Below are 17,915 nucleotides of genomic sequence, written 5' to 3'. Positions count from 1 at the left end.
CGGCTCGGCGTCGGCGCGTCCGTACCGCAGAGCGGGGGCGGTGCGCGCATCAAAAGGGCAAGGGGTGATAGGCAGGAGCCCCCGAAGTTCCGAGCCGAATGGAAGAGGTTGTGGACCGTGGCCGAGTTCGTGCGTGTGGAGACCGATCCCGACAACCCCGCCGTTGCCGTCATCCGGTTGGACCGACCGAAGATGAACGCGCTCAACGCCCAGGTACAGGTCGAGATCGCCGAGGCCGCGGTCCGGGTCGGCACCGACGACACGATCGCGTCCGTCGTGGTCTACGGGGGCGAGCGGGTGTTCGCGGCCGGAGCCGACATCAAGGAAATGGCCGATCTGGACTATGCGCGGATGGCCGAGCACTCCCGCGTCCTCCAGGACTGTTTCACCGCGGTGGCCAAGGTCCCCAAGCCGGTCATCGCAGCCGTGACCGGGTACGCCTTGGGGGGTGGATGCGAGTTGGCGCTGTGCGCGGACTTCCGGGTCGCTGCCGACAACGCCGTCCTCGGCCAGCCCGAGATCCAACTGGGGGTCATCCCCGGCGCCGGTGGCACCCAGCGGCTGCCTCGGCTCATCGGCCCCTCCCGGGCGAAGGACCTCATCTACACCGGCCGCCACGTCGGAGCCGAAGAGGCGCTGGCCATAGGGCTCGTTGACGCGGTCGTACCGGCAGGCGAGGTGTACGCCGCCGCAGTGGCGATGGCCGCGCGCTACGTCGGTGGACCGGCGGTCGCCCTGCGCGCGGCCAAACAGGCCATCGACGCGGGTCTGGAGACCGATCTCACCACCGGTCTGGAGATCGAGCGGCTGCAGTTCTCCGCGCTGTTCGCCACCGAGGACCAGAAGACCGGGATGCGCAGCTTCGTCGAGCAGGGCCCCGGCAAGGCCGAATTCTCCGGAAAGTAAGGGCGCCAGACCATGTGGGGACTCGACACCCGTCCTGCTGTCGAACGGGCCGATCTGCTGGCTCGGCCGGTCGCGGCGGCGGTGGCCGCCTGGAAACACACGACCCCGGTCGAGCGGCTACTGGTGGCCGCCATCGATGCGGACCTGGCCGATACCGCCAATTTCTGCGCCGCCTACGAGGTTCCCGTGGAGGCGTCCGCCAACTGCGTCGTCATCGCTGCCAAGCGCGGTGGCGAGGTGCGGTACGCGGCGTGTGTGGTCCTGGCCACCACCCGCGCCGATGTCAACGGGACGGTGCGCCGACACCTGGAGGCCCGCAAGGCCAGTTTCGCTCCCCAGGACGACACCGTGCAGGCCACCGGAATGGAGTACGGCGGGATCACTCCGCTGGGGCTGCCCGCCGACTGGCCGATTCTGGTCAACGCCGCAGCTGCGGCCCAGCCCTATGTCGTCGTGGGCAGCGGGCTTCGCCGTTCCAAGCTCGCTGTTCCGGGAGCGGTGCTGGCCGAGTTGCCCGGCGCCCAGGTCATCGAGGGGCTGGCCCGCCAGGTCTGACGCCGGCCCGTCCGCGGCGGGACGCACACGTCTCCCGCCCCGGACGGGCCTGCGTTCGCACGAGCCCTTGAGCGGAACCGAAGTCCCGGTTTTTCCGTCATACTCATGTGGTCACTCGACGGGGGCGCGTGTTCGCGCGACCCGGGTGCCCGACCTTTCGGGGTGGGGGCGGTCCCGTCGGCTTTTGTAGCCTGGCCGGGACCGACCGGGTGACTGTAGGTGCTGTGGTTCATGACGAGCAGCGCGGCACGTGGCACCGACCGGTACTGATTCGGAGCCCGATCGCTTCTGGCCGATAGGCTGCACGAGGTGGTACGTGGGGTTTGAGGAGATGGGTTCACTATGGCAATGACGGCAGGTTTCTCCGATGGTGAGGGGCTGCCGGAACACATCGGCCCATACAAGATCCGCAGGCGAATCGGCCAAGGCGGAATGGGCGTTGTGTACCAAGCCGTAGACCCTCAGGATCGGCTGGTCGCAGTCAAAGTGCTGCGTTCGGAGGTCGCCGGCGACGACATCGCCCGCGCCAGGCTGGCCCGCGAGGTCACCACGATGCGCAGGGTGCAGAGCCGCAACGTCGCGGCCGTCATCGACGCCGACACCAATGCCCGGCTGCCCTGGGTCGTCACCGAGTACATTCCCGGCCCCACCCTGGACGCCACCGTCACCGACCACGGCCCGTTGCGGGGCCGTGCGCTGACCAGGCTGGTCACCGGTCTGGCCAGGGCCATCGGCGACATCCACGCAGCCGAGGTCATCCACCGCGACCTCAAGCCCGGAAACGTCATCATCTCCAATGGTGAGCCGATCGTCATCGACTTCGGTATCGCCCATGCGGTGGACGGTGCCAAGCTCACCCAGACCGGTACCTTCGTGGGGACCCCGAGCTATCTGTCGCCCGAGGTGATCGAAGGCTCCGACCTCAGCCCGGCTACCGATATCCACGCCTGGGGGGCAACGGTCGCTTTCGCGTCCACCGGCAACCCGCCCTACGGTGCGGGTGCGTTCGAGGTCATCTTCTTCCGCATCCTCAACGGGGAGATCAACCTCGACGGAATGCCCGACGCGCTTCGTCCGCTGGTCGGCTCCGCTGTGGCACGCGACGTACGCTCCCGGCCCGACGCGGCGCGCCTGCTCGCAGCAGCCGAGCGCCTCAATCTCGACCTCCCCTGGGCGGAGGAGGGCTACCAGCCGAGCGGCTTGACCGGATCGCACACGGTTGCCGCCAGTGTTCCCGAGCCGATCGAGTCGCCGCGCCCCGACGCGACCCAGGTCGCAGGGCCCACCGACACCGCCATGGCCCCTGCGGAGGACGAGTACGAGGACGACCGTGCGGAAGAAGGGGCGCCGCCGCACACCCAGTTCTTCAACTCGACGCTGCGCCCGGACGAGTTCCGCGACATCTTGACCCCGGTCAACTACGACAAGGGCAGGGCCAAGCAGACCTCGACCTTCTCGGGCGACGAGTACGAGGACGACGAACCCCGCGGTCTGGTGGACCGTTTCCGCTCCCGCCGCAAGGGCGAGGACCGGATCAGCGACTACCTCGGTTCCGACGACGAGGACGACTACTACGACGACCGCGAGGTCAAGACGCTGCCCTGGCTGCTCGTGGTCCCGGCCGCGCTGGCCGTCGTCGGGATCACCCTCATGCTTCCCGTGTTCGGTCTGTTCCTGGGACTGCTCGGGGTCACGGTGCTGGGCGGCCTGGACATCGCCAAGCGTGAGCACGCCCGGCGCCTCCACGAGCGGGGGCCCCGCGGTTCCGACAACATGGTCGTGGCACTGAGCCTGCCGTGGGCGTTCCTGCGCACCCTCGGATCGGCAGCGATGTACGGGCTGGGCTATCTGCTCGGCGGCATCGTGGTCGGACTCGGGGTCGGGATGGTCACCGGCAACGGCTCGGCCAACTACGTCGGCTCCTGGGCGCTTGCCATCGTGGTGCTGTTGAACTTCCTGTTCGGTCCGCACGCCCGCGGCGCGCACCGGCAGTCGCGCTGGCTGATGGGCAAGGCCGCCATCCGCAACCCCTACATCTACTGGGGGATCATCGTCGCGGTCAGCCTGTTCTCGCTCTTCCTGATCGTCTTCGGGGTCCAGATCGGCGGGGCCGTGTGGAGCCCTCTCCCCGCGCCGTCAACCTGGTTCAACTAGAGTCGAACAAAGATTAGGCGAGCCTTCCCTCAGGAAAAAATTCGAGGGCGGCGTTCGCCTTCTTGCTACCAGTCAGTAACATTGAAGGAAGAGCAGACGAGACACCACGGGACGGCGGGTCCAGAACGCCAGCCCGTTGCCGGACCTCATCCGAGTGTTTGGCACTCTTGACAAAGAACCACGGACGCGCCCGCGTCCACGGCGTCCACCCGGGCGGCGCAGGTAAGTGCAGGGAGGTCGGCCACCGGCCATGAATATTGTCGTTTTGGTCAAGCAGGTCCCGGACACCGCGACCGAGCGTAAGTTGAACCCGGCGGACAGCACGGTGGACCGTGCCTCCTCCGACGGCGTCATCAACGAGCTGTGCGAGTACGCCATCGAAGAGGCACTCCTGCTCAAGGAGAAGCACGGCGGCGAGGTCACCATCCTCAGCGCCGGGCCCGACCAGGCCACGGATTCCATCCGCAAGGCCCTGTCGATGGGGGCCGACAAGGCGGTGCACCTGAACGACGAGGCGCTGCACGGCTCCGACTCGCTCCAGACCGCCTATGCGCTCGCCAAGGCATTGGGCACCATCGAGTTCGACCTGGTCATCCTTGGGTCGGAGTCCACCGACGCGCGTACCGGCGTGGTCGCCGCCGCGCTCGCAGAGTACCTCGGCCTGCCGCAGCTCACCCTGGCCAACAAGGTCAACATCGACGGCTCGTCCGTGCGCGTCCAGCGCCAGACCGACGACGGCTACGACGTGGTCGAGGCGACGCTGCCGGCCGTTGTGTCGGTGGTCGAGAAGATCAACGAACCGCGTTACCCGTCGTTCAAGTTGATCATGGCGGCCAAGAAGAAGCCGGTCACCAAGCTCGGCGCGGCCGACGCCGCGATCGACACCGCCCTGGTCGGCGTCGCCAACGCCACCACTGCGGTCGTCAACTTCGCAGAGGCCCCGCCGCGTGCCGCAGGCACCGTTGTCAAGGACGAGGGCAACGGCGGCGTCCAGATCGCCGATTTCCTCGCCGCCAAGAAGTTCGTGTAAGCGACGGACGAGAGAGGAAAAACACGATCATGGCTGAAGTTCTCGTTCTCGTCGATCACGCCGACGGAGAGGTCAAGAAGGTCACCCTGGAGCTGCTGACCGCAGCCCGCCGCGTCGGTGAGCCCTCGGCGGTCGTCGTCGGGGAAGCGACCGGAGACATCACCGCCAAGCTCGGCGAGTACGGAGCGGAGAAGGTCTACACCGCTCCGGCCGAACTCAACGACTACGTCGTCGCACCCAAGGCCGAACTGCTGGCCACCCTTGCCGCGGACAAGTCCGCCGTCGCCGTCCTCGTCTCGGCCACCGCCGAGAACAAGGAAATCGCCGGACGCACCGCTGTGAAGCTCGGTTCGGGCGTACTCACCGATGTGGTCAACCTCACCGCCGACCTCGTCGCCGAGCATTCCATCTTCGGTGGCGGCGTGGTCGCCCACGCCCGCGTCACCACCGGCGTCCCCGTCGTCGCCGTGCGCCCCAACGCCATCCCGGCCGAGGCAGCGCAGGGGGCGGCGGTCCAGGAGGCAGTCACCGTCGAGCTGTCCGAGGGTGCCAAGGCCGCCAGGATCACCGACCGGGTCAAGGAGAGCAAGGGCTCGCGCCCGGAGCTTGCCGAGGCCGCCATCGTGGTCTCCGGTGGCCGCGGTGTGGGCAGCGACGACTTCTCCGTCGTCGAAGGACTGGCGGACTCCCTGGGAGCCGCGGTGGGCGCCTCCCGTGCCGCGGTCGACTCCGGCTGGTACCCCAATGCCTTCCAGGTCGGCCAGACCGGTAAGACCGTCGCCCCGAACCTCTACATCGCCCTGGGAATCTCCGGTGCCATCCAGCACCGGGCGGGCATGCAGACGTCCAAGACGATCGTCGCCGTCAACAAGGACCCCGAGGCTCCGCTGCTGGAGATCGCGGACTTCGCGGTCGTCGGCGACCTGCACAAGGTCACCCCGCAGTTGACCGAGGAGATCAACAAGCGCAAGTAGGCGCCTGCGCCTCGACGACGGCCCGGACCGACCGTCCGGGCCGTCGTCGTTGCCGGAGCGGACACCGCTCGAAGGGACTTCCCTGATCGGTGTCGGCGCGGGCCGTCTACAATCGGTGATCGCCATGGTGTACTTCGATCACGCCGCCACGACCACTGTCCGCCCCGAGGCCATCGCCGCTATGACGGACCAGTTCGGTGTCCTCGGCAACGCCTCCTCATTGCACGGCGCAGGACGTCGAGCCCGCAGAGTGGTGGAGGAGTCCCGCGAGGAGATCGCCGACGCCCTGCGCTGCACCCCCAACGAGGTGGTTTTCACCAGCGGGGGTACCGAGGCCGACAACCTCGCGATCAAGGGACTGTACTGGGCCAGGAATGCCGCCGACCGGGCACGCCGGCGTGTTCTCGTCAGTGCTGTCGAACACCACGCGGTACTCGACCCCGCCCGCTGGATCGCCGACCACCAGGGCGCGGTCTGCGAAGAGCTGCCGGTCAACGGCTACGGCCGGGTCGCCCCCGAGACGCTGCGCGCGGCCATCGAGCAGGAACCCGCCGACGTCGCCCTGGTCTCGGTGATGTGGGCCAACAACGAGGTGGGGACCATCCAGCCGGTGGCAGAGCTCGCCGCTGTGGCCGCCGAATACGGGATTCCCTTCCACACCGATGCCGTGCAGGCAGTGGGGGTGCTGCCCGTGGACTTCGCGGCCAGTGGAGTGTCCGCCCTGACCTTGAGCGGGCACAAGCTCGGTGGGCCGACGGGGGCGGGGGCGCTGCTGCTTGCCCGCGGTGTGGATCCGGTCCCGGTCCTGCACGGCGGCGGCCAGGAGAGAGAGGTGCGTTCGGGCACCTTGACGACTCCTCTGTTGCGCGGCCTGGCCACGGCCGTCGGCCTGGCCGTGGCCGAACGCGACCACCACGCCGCGGAGCTCGCCGCACTACGCGACGAACTGATCGGGGCGGTCCGTGAAGCGGTGCCCGACAGCACGCTCAACGGTCACCCCACCGACCGGCTGGCCGGTAACGCCCATATCGCCTTCCCGGGCTGCGAGGGGGACGCCCTCCTGATGCTGCTGGACGCCCAGGGCATCGAGTGCTCCACCGGTTCGGCCTGCTCCGCAGGAGTCTCCCAGCCCAGCCATGTACTGCTTGCAATGGGCGCCGATCCCGACACCGCCCGGGGCTCATTGCGCCTCTCGTTGGGACGAGGATCGACCAGAGCCGACATCGCCGCCCTCGCCCGAGCCCTGGGACCGATCGTGGAACGCGCCCGAAAGGCCCGGGCCAAACGTCACTAGGCGGTCCCACGGTGGCCGGATGCGCCCCGGCGAAGGCTGCCGCCCACTGTCGTGGGCGAGCGGCGCACTGCGAGTGCCGGTCCGTCCGTGTCCTGGGGCGGCTGCGTCGCCCCAGGACGATGGACATTCAGCGACCCAGCTGGCGCCTGATCGGTTTCAGGATCTGATTGATGGTGTCCCACTCGGGCTCCAGGGCACTCTGCAACTGGGTCTTGCCCTCAGGCCACTCCGCCACGGCCTTCTGCAGTTCCGGCAGTACGCCGGACTCGGGGTCGAGGTAGAAGTGGAAGATTCGCTGTCCACCGATGGTCTGGTGGGCCAGGAGCGCCCCGTTGTTGCCAAGCAGGCCGCGCAACCCCAGCGCGAAGGCGTCCAGAGCGGCCGCCGACGACTGCGCAGGCAGTTTGTCGTCGTCGGTATCGGCGTAACCCACGACCACCTGTACGTACAGAGAGAAAGCCGGGTAATCACGGCGGTGTAGCGGATGGCGCACCGCGATCTGCACCGGTCCGCGCAGCGGTACCCTGCCCTGCAGCGTCACCCAGCCCCCGCTGCTGCCTATACCCGAGAGCTGTTCCACCACCGAGGGCATCGAGGTCGGGGGAAGCGGATCGAGCGGCTTCTCCACGAGAGGGCGAACGGTGGAGATCCAGCGCACGACGTGGTCCTCGCCCAGCGCGAGCATCGTCACCTGCTCGGCCACCTCCAGTTGGACCTCCTCGGGCAGGAACATGAAGTCGGGATGGTAGACGCCCACCTCGATCCGGCCACTGGCGTGGTCCACCCGCAGGCTCACCGACGTGTGCGACAGGTCGAGCTCGTGGTCGCTGACGACCGTGCTCTTCGTGAGCCTGCCGTGGTCGGCCGGTACGGAGGGGAAGAACGCCCACGCGGCGTCCTCCGGAGCTGCGCGGTACCAGCGCTCGGCCAGCACCCGTGCGTCGTCGTCCTCGCCCGCGCGAAGGGTCAGTGCATAGGCGGGGGTGGGAGCCGATGCGTCCGAGGGGGACTCAAGGCTCGCGAACAGTGCGGCGGGGTCGTCGAAGGAGACGGCGAGGTCGGCGGGGTCCGGTGCCGGAGCGGGTGACACCTCCCAGCCGAGCCCTTGGTGGATGCGCTGCACGCGTTCGTCGAGGCGTTGGGCCTCCTCGGCGGGAACGGCGGTTCGGGCATCGATGGATGCGGCCAGCGCCTCGCGGACGTCGGCCCATGAGGACCAGAAGTCGTCGATGGCGACGGCGGACAGGGAATCGGCGGAGCGACGGCGACGGAACAGAGCCATGACATCGATTTTCGCAGAGTCGGACGGTGCTCCCGGCAGTGACGTTGACTGGTCACGGGAAAATAGGGCGGATGCAGCCTTCTGCACCGCTTAGTCTGGTAGGGCTATGACTTTGCGAGTACTGGCCGCCATGTCGGGCGGCGTTGATTCCGCGGTGGCCGCGGCCCGCGCGGCTGAGGCCGGCCATGACGTCACCGGTGTCCATCTTGCCCTGGCCAAGAACCCCCAGTCCTACCGCACGGGGGCCCGCGGCTGTTGCACGGTGGAAGACTCCCGGGACGCCCGGCGAGCTGCCGACGTCATCGGTATCCCCTTCTACATCTGGGACATGGCCGAAGAGTTCGACCGGGAAGTGGTGCAGGACTTCGTCGCCGAGTACGCGGCGGGCCGCACCCCCAACCCCTGTCTGCGCTGCAACGAGAAGATCAAGTTCGAGGCGGTTCTGGACCGCGCCATCGCGCTGGGCTTCGACGCGGTGTGCACCGGTCACCACGTCCGGATGCTCGACGGCCGCTTGCGCCGAAGCGTTGACTACGCCAAGGACCAGTCCTACGTCCTCGCGGTTCTCAACCGGGAGCAGCTCGCGCACTCCATGTTCCCCCTGGGGGACTGCACCAAGGCCGAAGTCCGGGCCGAGGCCGATCGCAGGGGACTGTCGGTGGCCGACAAGCCCGACAGCCACGACATCTGCTTCATCGCCGACGGTGACACCGCCGGGTTCCTCAACCGCACGCTCGGCAGTGAACCGGGGCCGATCGTGGACGAGTCCGGTGCGGTCCTGGGAACCCATGAAGGAGCACACGCCTTCACCGTGGGGCAGCGCAAGGGGCTCAACCTGGGAGGAGCCGTCAATCGGCGCTACGTCCTCTCCATCGAGCCGGTGAACAACACCGTCACGGTGGGCCCACGGGCCTCGCTCGCAGTTGACGGCATCATCGCCCAGCGCCCGGTGTGGTCGGGGTGCGCCGCACCGACCGAGCCCACCCCCTTCACCGTGCAGTTGCGCGCACACGGAGAGGTGCACGACTGCCACGCGCACGAGCGCGACGGCGAACTCGTGATCACCCTGGTCGAACCTGCCACGGGTGTGGCCGCGGGGCAGGCCGCAGTGCTCTACGACGGCGACGTCGTCATGGGTTCGGCCACGATCGCCACGACCTCGCGCACGGGAGAGGCCGCCTCCGCAGGCTGAACCGCCGTCGGAAACAGGCGCGGACAGTTCATGGTGAAAATTCCATTTTGTCGGATTGATCGCACCCGGTCCCGCGTGAAGTTAGGCAAGGCATAGCATTGTTGTTCCGCGGTGCCGCGCTGGGAGGATCGGGATGCCGTACGCGTTCTTGGACGGGCAACCCTATTGGGTCGTCTACTTCTCGCTGCTCGGCATCGTTCTCGCCAGAGCACAGATGACCTATTGGATCGGCCGGGGCGTCGGTGCCGGCCTGCACCGGTCGCGCCTTGCCGAGCGGATCGGCGCCAAGCTCGCCAAGGCCGAGCACCTCATCAACCGGTTCGGGCCGCCGGCGGTCACCTTCTCCTTCCTGACCGTCGGCATCCAGACAGCGGTCAACCTGGCCGCCGGCGCCATGCGGATGGCCTTTCCCCGCTACCTCGTCGCCATGTTCGTCGGCTGCCTGATCTGGGCGGGCATCTACAGCGTCGGCGTCGTCGTCGTTCTCAACGCCCTGCGCGGTCTCTTCCTGCACTCACCGTCTCTCGCGGTGGCAGCGGTCCTGCTGCTCCTCGGAGGTCTCGCCCTCGTCCTGTGGTGGCGTCGTTCCCGCAGGGGCCCTGCCGAGTCCGAGTCCGAGCCAACGGGGGACCTGGTCGGGCCGAGCGCCTGAGGCCACGGCGAACGGCTCCTTGCCCTACCCTGTTGCAACGTGACTGAGCAGCAGCGCTACCCCTGGGCCCCGGCCTCTTCCAGCGGAGTCGGGTCCTATCCCGGCGACGATCCGACAGAGGCCGTCCGCACCGTTCTCGGTGAGCTCCCCGACCTTCCGCACCTGCCAGAGCTCCCCGACAGGGGGGCGGGGGCCGACGTCATCGGACGTACCGGCGCGTTGTTGGTGGAATTTCCCATAGAGGTCCAGCCCACAGCATGGCGGGTGGTCCAGCGGCCGGGGAGGGACCTAGCCCGCGGTCGGGACTTCTTGTCCTGGGATCTCGACGCGGTGCAGAGTCAGGCCGATGGGTACGCGGGGCCGTTCAAGATCCAGCTGGCCGGCCCCTGGACGATGGCGGCCTCTGTCGAACTGCGCGGCGGGGAGAAACTGCTCGCAGACCCGGGGGCTGTCGCCGACCTCACCGAATCCCTGATCGAGGGCCTGCGCGTCCACCTCGCCGATGTGCGCGCCCGACTGCCCCACGCCCAGATCCTGGTCCAGGTCAACGAGCCCTCGCTGCCCGCGGCACTCCTGGGCTCGGTGCCCACTGCCAGCGGATACGGGCGGTTGTCCGCCGTCAACCGTGTGGTGGTGGAGGAGCGCCTGCGTGCGGTGTTCGCCGCGGTCGCCGATGCCGGGGGCTATCCGGTCGCGCACTGCTGCGCGCCCCAGGTGCCCATCGGCCTGCTGCGCCGTTCCGGGGCACGTGCGATCAGCCTCGACGCAACCCGGCTCCCCCGGGACGCGGACGACCGGGTCGGAGAGGCGGTGGAAGCCGGAACCGGTTTCCTGCTCGGCGTGGTGCCGGCTGTCGAGCGGACTTTGTCAGCCCCCGACGCTACCGTCGATCCTGTACGTGATCTGTGGAACCGGATCGGTCTCGCACCAGAGCTGGCGACCCGAGCAGTGGTCGTCACACCCACCTGCGGGCTGGCCGGAGCCTCTCCCCGGCATGCTCGGGCCGCACTCAAACTGTGCCGCGAGGCCGCGCGGGTGCTGCACGAGGAACCACGGCGTTAGTTCGTTCTCGAAAGGACATGTGCGTGAGCGCGCAAGACTCGACCTCCGTTCACGGGGTTCCCGCCAAGGTGCGCGAGCGCCATGCCGAGTTGGGCCAGGACCTCGACGACCACAGTTACCGCTACTACCTGGGCTCGCCGGTCATCACCGACGACGAGTACGACCGGCTCATGCTGGAGCTGCGTGCGCTGGAGGACGACCACCCGTCACTGATCACCCCCGACTCGCCCACCCAGAAGGTCGGGGCGCCGATCAGCAACGAGTTCGCCGCGGTCGAGCACCTGGAGCGGATGCAGAGCCTGGACAACGCCTTCGACGACGAGCAACTGGCGGCCTGGGGCCAGCGGGTCACCGCAGAGGTCCCGGTCGAGGCGTACCTGTGCGAGCTCAAGATCGACGGTCTCGCCGTGGACCTGGTCTACGAACGCGGGCGCCTGGTCCGTGCCGCGACCCGTGGTGACGGTCGTGTCGGTGAGGAGATCACTCTTAACGTGCGCACCATCGAGACGATTCCGGTGCAGCTCGACGAGTCAGTGCATCCGGCCCCGGAACTGCTCGAGGTACGGGGCGAGGTCTTCCTTCCGGTCCAGGCGTTCGAGGAGCTCAACGCGCGCCTCGTTGAAGAGGGCAAGGCCGCGTTTCGCAACCCGCGCAATGCCGCTGCGGGGTCGTTGCGTCAAAAGGACCCCCGCATCACCGCCACCCGTCCGTTGCGCATGCTCGTGCACGGTGTCGGAGCGCATCGGGGCGCCACCTTCACCCACCAGTCGCAGTCCTATGAGTTGCTGGCGTCCTGGGGGCTCCCGGTCAGCGACCGTACCTCCGTCGTGAACTCGTTGGACGAGGTCCGCGCCTACATCGCCCACTATGCGGAGCACCGGCACGACCCCGCCTACGAGATCGACGGGGTGGTCGTGAAGTTGGACGACGTCTCCCTGCAGCGCCGTCTCGGCTCCACCAGTCGTGCCCCGCGCTGGGCCATCGCCTACAAGTACCCGCCGGAAGAAGTCACCACCACGCTGTTGGACATCAAGGTCGGTGTCGGCCGCACCGGCCGGGTCACGCCCTACGCCGTCATGGAGCCGGTCCAGGTCGCCGGGTCCGAGGTCGAGTTCGCCACCCTGCACAACGCTTCCGAGGTCGCCCGCAAAGGGGTGCTGATCGGGGACACCGTCGTCCTGCGCAAGGCAGGTGACGTCATCCCCGAGGTGGTCGCACCGGTCGTGCACAAACGCACCGGAGCGGAGCACCCGTTCGTCATGCCCGAGAAGTGCCCCGAGTGCGGCGCGACCCTGGGGCAGCAGAAGGAGGGCGACGTCGATCTGCGCTGTCCCAACACCCGCTACTGCAAGGGGCAGTTGCGCGAGCGCCTCGCTTTCATCGCCGGACGTAAGGCCCTGGACATCGAGGCGCTGGGCTACGTCGCGGCCACCGCGCTGACCCAGCCTCTGGAGCCAGTCGATCCCCCGATGCGCGACGAGGGAGACCTCTTCGGTTTCACGGTCGAGCAGTTGCTGCCCATCCGCACGCTGGTCCTGGACCCCGACACCACCGAGCCCAAGACCGATCCCAAGACCGGTGAACCGAAGGTCGTCACTTTCTTCGCCAACCAGAAAGGGGAGGCCAAGAAGACCGTCCAGAAGCTCTTCGACCAGCTCGAAGAGGTGAAGCAGCGGCCATTGTGGCGGGTGCTGGTCGCCCTGTCGATCCGTCACGTGGGCCCCCGCGCGGCCGAGGACCTCGCCCGTCACTTCCGTTCCATGGACGCGATCGCGGCGGCGAGCGAGGAGGAGCTGGTGGCGGTGGACGGCGTCGGTCCGACCATCGCGCACTCCATCACGGAGTGGTTCGCCGTGGAGTGGCATCGCGAGATCGTCGAGAAGTGGCGAGCCGCCGGTGTCCGGATGGAGGAGGAGGGAGCCGACGACGGCCCGCGCCTCCTCGACGGGCTCACCCTGGTGGTCACCGGTTCCCTGGAGGCGTACAGCCGGGACGGCGCCAAAGAGGCCGTGCAGAACCTGGGCGGGAAAGTCACCGGTTCGGTCTCGAAGAAGACCGACTTCGTGGTGGCCGGCGCAAGCCCTGGCTCCAAGTACGACAAGGCTGCCAAACTGGGGATCCCGATCCTGGACGAGGGCGGGTTCACGGTACTGCTGCGCCAAGGGCCGGAAGCGGCCAGCCTGTTGCGGGTCAATCCCGCTGTTCCCGAGGCGGAGTGATCCCGACGCGCCCGGGAGAGCCAGGGGCCGGAACTCCCGGGCGCCTCGGGATCACCAGGTCGAATGCCTAACACGATACGCAGTCACCGGGCTACCTCGCGCAGTATTCTGGACCGAAACGGGTGATTGTTTCAGGTAGACGGTAGTTCACCTAAAGTCGGCAATCGGCGACACGTGGTGACGAAGCAACGTAAGCTGACCAGTAACGGCTGAAGCCGTTTTACGGCCGTTTCGGTCATGGGGGTGACCGAAATCGTTGACACAGAGCCCATGAGGGGCGCTACAGCAGGAGAGGGCGCCCGGCCCGCCGGGGTGCGCCCCATGAACCACCCCGAGGACCTTATGAAGGATCCCAACAACACCCGGGACGTCGGCCCCCGGGTGGGGACACCACTGTGGCTGTATCTGGTCAGCACCACCGTGGCCGGTTGTGTCCTCCTGGGTGCCTCTGTGTTCTGGCTCGGCCTCGACCGACTACAGACATTCGCGGGCGAGCCGTTGGTGTGGGTCCTGCTGGGCATGGTCATCGCCGGTGAACTGCGTCCCATCGCAGCGCAGAGCGCCGACGGCGACAACGGCAACCCCACCTCGCTGCCCTTCTCCTTCGCCCTCGTCATCTACTTCGGCCTGCCCGTCGCGGGACTGGTACAGGCCCTGGCCACGGTCGTCGCCGGTGGAGTACGCGGCCACGCCCCGCATCGCACCGCCTTCAACATCGCGCAGTACACATTGAGTTTCGGGGTCGCCGACGCCATCATCCAGTTCGCCTACCCGCGATCCGCTGAGACTGCCTGGGTGCCCCAGGGCTGGGGACTGCTGCTGGTGGCCCTGGCCGGTGCGGCCTACTTCATCACCAATCTGACCCTGGTCGAGTGCGCGGTCGCCATGCACGAGCGCGCACCGCTGCACAAGGTCCTGATGAAGAACATCGGCCAGCGCCTGTTCGTCGCCGGCGTGTTGTTGAGCCTGGCCCCACTCGTCGTCGTCGCAATGGCGCACTCGGTCTGGCTGGTCCCGCTCTTCTTCTTTCCGCTCGCAGCCCTCTACAGCAGCGCCTCGTTGTCGGTGAAACGCGAGCACCAGGCCAATCACGACGAACTCACCGGTCTGGCCAACCGCAAACTGCTTATCCTGCGAACCCAGGAGGCACTCGGCGAGGCCCAGGTCCACCGAGGCAGGGTGGGGCTGCTGCTGCTCGACCTCGACCGCTTCAAGGAGGTCAACGACACGCTTGGGCACCCCACCGGCGACCGTCTGCTGCAGACGGTCGCCCACCGTCTCACCCACAGCGTTCGCCCCGGCGACCTGGTCGCCAGACTGGGCGGCGACGAGTTCGCGGTGCTGCTGCCGCAGGTTCGCGACGCGGTCTCGGCCCGCGAGGTAGCCACCCGTTTGCGTGTGGCGCTCGCCGAGCCGATGCGTCTGGACGGCATGGACTTCGACCTGGAGGCCAGTGTCGGTATCGCCCTCTACCCCAATCACGCCCCCGACTTCGAGCTCCTGCTCCAGCGAGCGGACGTGGCGATGTACGTGGCCAAGGAACGCCGCACGGGCGTCGAGCTCTACGCGCCCCACAAGGACCGCAACTCCACGGCCAGGTTGAGCCTGTTCAGCGAACTGCGCAGGGCCCTCATCGAGAACGAGCTGGAGATGTTCTACCAGCCGGTCGTCTCGTTGACCGACCATCGTGCCGTCGCGCTGGAGGCACTGGTCCGTTGGCGGCATCGTCACCGCGGAATCCTCCCCCCGGAGGAATTCGTCCCGCTGGTCGAGCAGTCCTACCTGATGCGTAGTTTCACCCATGAGGTCATCGAGCAGACGCTGCCCCAGATCGCCCGTTGGTGGGACGAGGGTATTCGGCTGCCGGTGTCGGTCAACCTCTCCGCGCGCGAACTCCTTGACCCCACCCTGCCCGAGATCGTGGCAGCAGGACTGCGCCGTCACGGAGTCCGCCCCGGCTCGCTGCGCCTGGAGATCAGCGAGCGTGTGATGGTCTCGGACGCCGAGGCGATCACCCCCACCATCCTGGCCTTGGCGGACCTCGGGGTTTCGCTTGCCCTGGACGACTTCGGCACCGGGTACTTCACCCTCGCCCGGCTCAACGGGCTCCCGGTCGAGGAGGTCAAGGTGGATGAGTCCTTCGTCCGGCGCATCTCCGACACCTCCGACGGTCGGGTCATCGTGGGCTCGGCCGTGGACCTCATGAGCACGCTCGGTCTGCGCGCCGTCGCGGAGGGGGTGGAGAGCGACTCGGACGCCGAGAGCGTACGCGCCTTGGGTTGCTACGCCGCCCAAGGCCAGTACTTCACCCCGCCGCTGGACGTCGCCGCCACCACCCGCTGGCTCTACGAGCACGGGGGACTGGCCGAGCAGCCCTCAGAGCGGACCGGCTCCGCCGGTTGAAGCGGGCGCCGGCAAGGCGCACACGGCCGGTCCTCCGACGGGCCGTCCACGACGTTCGCCACCGTCGTAGGCGACCCGTGAAACACGTGCCGTGTCCGGTCGCAGAAAGGCGCACGCCCCTCTGAGCTGCCGGGTGTGCCGTTTTCGTCCCGGACCGGATGAAGACGTGAGCGCACGGGCGGTCTGCATCCGCCTCGGACGCTCGACCGCACCCCCGAGTGCCTTCGCGCAGCAATAGGATTGACCTGTCCGAATCCGCCGAAGAAACGGTTTGCCATTCATGTCCGCCATCACCCGCGATGAGGTCGCGCACCTCGCCCGGTTGTCGCGGTTGGCGCTGCGCGAGGACGAGCTCGACCAGCTCGCCGCCCAGCTCGGAGAGATCATCTCCGCTGTGGCGAAGGTCCAGGAAGTCGCCAAGGGCGATATCCCGCCGACCTCGCACGCCCTGCCGCTGACCAACGTCTACCGCCCCGACGAGTCCCAGCCGGGCCTCACCCCCGACCAGGCGCTGGCGGGAGCCCCCGCGGTGGAGGACGGCCGGTTCCGCGTGCCGCAGATCCTGGGAGAGCAGGAATGAGCGAGCTGATCCGACTGAGCGCCGCCGAACTCGGTGCCGCCATCGCCTCCGGCGAGACCTCATCGGTCGAAGCCACCCAGGCCTACCTCGACCGCATCAGCGCCGTCAACGGTGAAGTCAACGCGTTCCTGCACGTCGCCGATGAAGCGGCCCTGGAGCAGGCCCGCGCGGTGGACGCCCGCCGCGCAGCGGGTGAGGAGCTCGGACCGCTGGCCGGTGTGCCCATCGCCCACAAGGACGTGTTCACCACCAAGGACATGCCCACCACCGCCGCCTCCAAGATCCTCGAAGGGTGGCAGCCGCCCTACGACGCGACGGTGACCGCGCGACTGCGCGAAGCCGGACTGGTGATCCTCGGCAAGACCAACATGGACGAGTTCGCCATGGGGTCCTCCACCGAGAACTCCGCTTACGGAGTCACCCGCAACCCCTGGGACCTCACCCGCATCCCGGGCGGTTCCTCCGGTGGTTCCTCGGCGGCCGTCGCCGCGTTCGAGGCGCCCCTGGCCACCGGTACCGACACCGGCGGTTCCATCCGGCAGCCGGCCGCCGTGTGCGGTCTGGTCGGTGCCAAGCCCACTTACGGTGGAGCGTCGCGATACGGCATGATCGCCTTCGCGTCCTCCCTGGACACCCCGGGGCCCTTCGCGCGCAACGTAACTGACGCAGCCCTGCTGCACGAGGCGTTCTCCGGGCACGACCCACGCGATTCCACCTCCATCGACGCTCCCGTCCCCCCGGTGGTCGAGGCGGCGCGCCGCGCCGACGTCGAGGGGCTGCGCGTCGGCATCGTCCGCGAGCTCTCCGGGGAGGGCTACCAGGCGGGTGTCCTGGAACGCTTCAACGAGTCGGTCGCACTGCTGGAGTCTCTGGGCGCCAAGGTCGTCGAGGTGTCCTGCCCGAGCTTCGCCACCGCGCTTTCGGCCTACTACCTGATCGCGCCGAGCGAGTGCTCCTCGAACCTTGCCCGCTTCGACGCCATGCGCTACGGCCTCCGTGTCGGTGACGACGGCACCCGCAGCGCCGAGGAGGTGATGTCGCTGACCCGTGCCCAGGGGTTCGGGCCCGAGGTCAAGCGCCGCATCATCCTGGGAACCTATGCGTTGTCCAGCGGCTACTACGACGCCTACTACGGGTCCGCCCAGCAGGTGCGCACCCTCATCAAGCGCGACTACGACGCCGCCTTCGAGCACGTCAACGTGCTGTTGTCGCCGACCACGCCGACCACGGCATTCCCCATCGGTGAGCGCAGCGACGACCCGATGGCGATGTACTTGGCCGACCTCTGCACGATCCCCACGAACCTGGCCGGCAACGCCGCGCTGTCGGTGCCGTGCGGGCTCGCCGCAGAGGACGGCCTCCCGGTGGGCCTGCAGATCATGGCCCCGGCGCTCGCCGACGACCGCACCTACCTGGTGGGCGCGGCCGTCGAGGCGGCGCTTCGGGAGAAATGGGGCGGCGACCTGTTGTCCAAGAACGCCTTCGCCGTCTGAGTCAGGCGCTCCGGGGCCGCTACGGCAACGTGCTTCGGGGGCGCCCCCGGGAGATCCCACCCGTCGTTCGGGTGATGATTTCCCAGGGGCGCCCCGCGCTGTTTCCGGGGTGCTGGTTT

The 17,915-nt window shown here is 68.3% G+C and carries 14 protein-coding genes; 13 read left to right on the top strand and 1 reads right to left on the bottom strand.

The annotated features are described in order from the left end of the window. Positions 1–117 precede the first annotated feature (117 nt). The 6 genes from AC0VYP_RS19455 to AC0VYP_RS19430 all read left to right on the top strand — a co-directional run bounded on the left by AC0VYP_RS19455 (position 118) and on the right by AC0VYP_RS19430 (position 6,913). Entirely contained in the window at positions 118–906 is a 789-nt protein-coding gene (locus AC0VYP_RS19455; RefSeq protein WP_285757504.1) for an enoyl-CoA hydratase/isomerase family protein, read from the top strand. A gap of 12 nt (positions 907–918) precedes the next feature. Then, positions 919–1,461 carry a YbaK/EbsC family protein gene (locus AC0VYP_RS19450; protein WP_475471132.1) on the top strand — a complete coding sequence of 181 codons (543 nt, stop codon included), beginning with the start codon at positions 919–921 and terminating at the stop codon, positions 1,459–1,461. A 342-nt stretch (positions 1,462–1,803) separates the two neighbouring features. After that, positions 1,804–3,615 (top strand): serine/threonine-protein kinase, encoded by a 1,812-nt coding sequence (locus AC0VYP_RS19445; RefSeq protein ID WP_475471130.1) that lies wholly within the window; start codon positions 1,804–1,806, stop codon positions 3,613–3,615. A gap of 250 nt (positions 3,616–3,865) precedes the next feature. Further along, positions 3,866–4,645: an electron transfer flavoprotein subunit beta/FixA family protein gene (locus tag AC0VYP_RS19440; protein ID WP_475471128.1), complete on the top strand. Its 780-nt coding sequence runs from the start codon at positions 3,866–3,868 to the stop codon at positions 4,643–4,645. Positions 4,646–4,674: 29 nt separating this feature from the next. Further along, positions 4,675–5,619 carry an electron transfer flavoprotein subunit alpha/FixB family protein gene (locus tag AC0VYP_RS19435; protein ID WP_475471126.1) on the top strand — a complete coding sequence of 315 codons (945 nt, stop codon included), beginning with the start codon at positions 4,675–4,677 and terminating at the stop codon, positions 5,617–5,619. 124 nt (positions 5,620–5,743) lie between these two features. Further along, on the top strand, positions 5,744–6,913 hold the full coding sequence (locus tag AC0VYP_RS19430) for a cysteine desulfurase family protein (protein ID WP_475471125.1): 1,170 nt from the start codon (positions 5,744–5,746) through the stop codon (positions 6,911–6,913). A 127-nt stretch (positions 6,914–7,040) separates the two neighbouring features. Here AC0VYP_RS19430 and AC0VYP_RS19425 read toward each other — a convergent pair whose 3' ends face one another. Then, a complete protein-coding gene (locus AC0VYP_RS19425; protein WP_285757498.1) occupies positions 7,041–8,195 on the bottom strand; it encodes a DUF695 domain-containing protein in 1,155 nt (384 codons plus the stop codon). 106 nt (positions 8,196–8,301) lie between these two features. On the opposite strand from AC0VYP_RS19425, the gene mnmA reads away from it, so the two are divergent. The 7 genes from mnmA to gatA all read left to right on the top strand — a co-directional run bounded on the left by mnmA (position 8,302) and on the right by gatA (position 17,796). Beyond that, positions 8,302–9,387, top strand: a complete 1,086-nt coding sequence (gene mnmA, locus AC0VYP_RS19420; RefSeq protein WP_285757497.1) for a tRNA 2-thiouridine(34) synthase MnmA — start codon at positions 8,302–8,304, stop codon at positions 9,385–9,387. Between the two features lie 133 nt (positions 9,388–9,520). Beyond that, positions 9,521–10,039, top strand: a complete 519-nt coding sequence (locus AC0VYP_RS19415; protein ID WP_285757496.1) for a DedA family protein — start codon at positions 9,521–9,523, stop codon at positions 10,037–10,039. A gap of 39 nt (positions 10,040–10,078) precedes the next feature. Beyond that, positions 10,079–11,101 (top strand): methionine synthase, encoded by a 1,023-nt coding sequence (locus tag AC0VYP_RS19410; RefSeq protein WP_475471122.1) that lies wholly within the window; start codon positions 10,079–10,081, stop codon positions 11,099–11,101. A 23-nt stretch (positions 11,102–11,124) separates the two neighbouring features. Beyond that, positions 11,125–13,320 (top strand): NAD-dependent DNA ligase LigA, encoded by a 2,196-nt coding sequence (gene ligA, locus AC0VYP_RS19405; protein ID WP_475471121.1) that lies wholly within the window; start codon positions 11,125–11,127, stop codon positions 13,318–13,320. Positions 13,321–13,662: 342 nt separating this feature from the next. Next, positions 13,663–15,723, top strand: coding sequence for a putative bifunctional diguanylate cyclase/phosphodiesterase (locus AC0VYP_RS19400; RefSeq protein ID WP_285757907.1), 2,061 nt, complete (start codon positions 13,663–13,665; stop codon positions 15,721–15,723). A 280-nt stretch (positions 15,724–16,003) separates the two neighbouring features. Next, a complete protein-coding gene (gatC, locus tag AC0VYP_RS19395; RefSeq protein WP_285757493.1) occupies positions 16,004–16,303 on the top strand; it encodes an Asp-tRNA(Asn)/Glu-tRNA(Gln) amidotransferase subunit GatC in 300 nt (99 codons plus the stop codon). Further along, positions 16,300–17,796 (top strand): Asp-tRNA(Asn)/Glu-tRNA(Gln) amidotransferase subunit GatA, encoded by a 1,497-nt coding sequence (gene gatA, locus AC0VYP_RS19390; protein ID WP_475471119.1) that lies wholly within the window; start codon positions 16,300–16,302, stop codon positions 17,794–17,796. Before gatC ends, gatA begins: the two co-directional genes overlap by 4 nt. The last annotated feature ends 119 nt before the right edge of the window (positions 17,797–17,915 follow it).

This window comes from Nocardiopsis sp. iso_186 (assembly GCF_056173365.1).
Note: the sequence above shows the minus strand (reverse complement) of the source record. Positions and strands in the feature narration are given on the sequence as shown.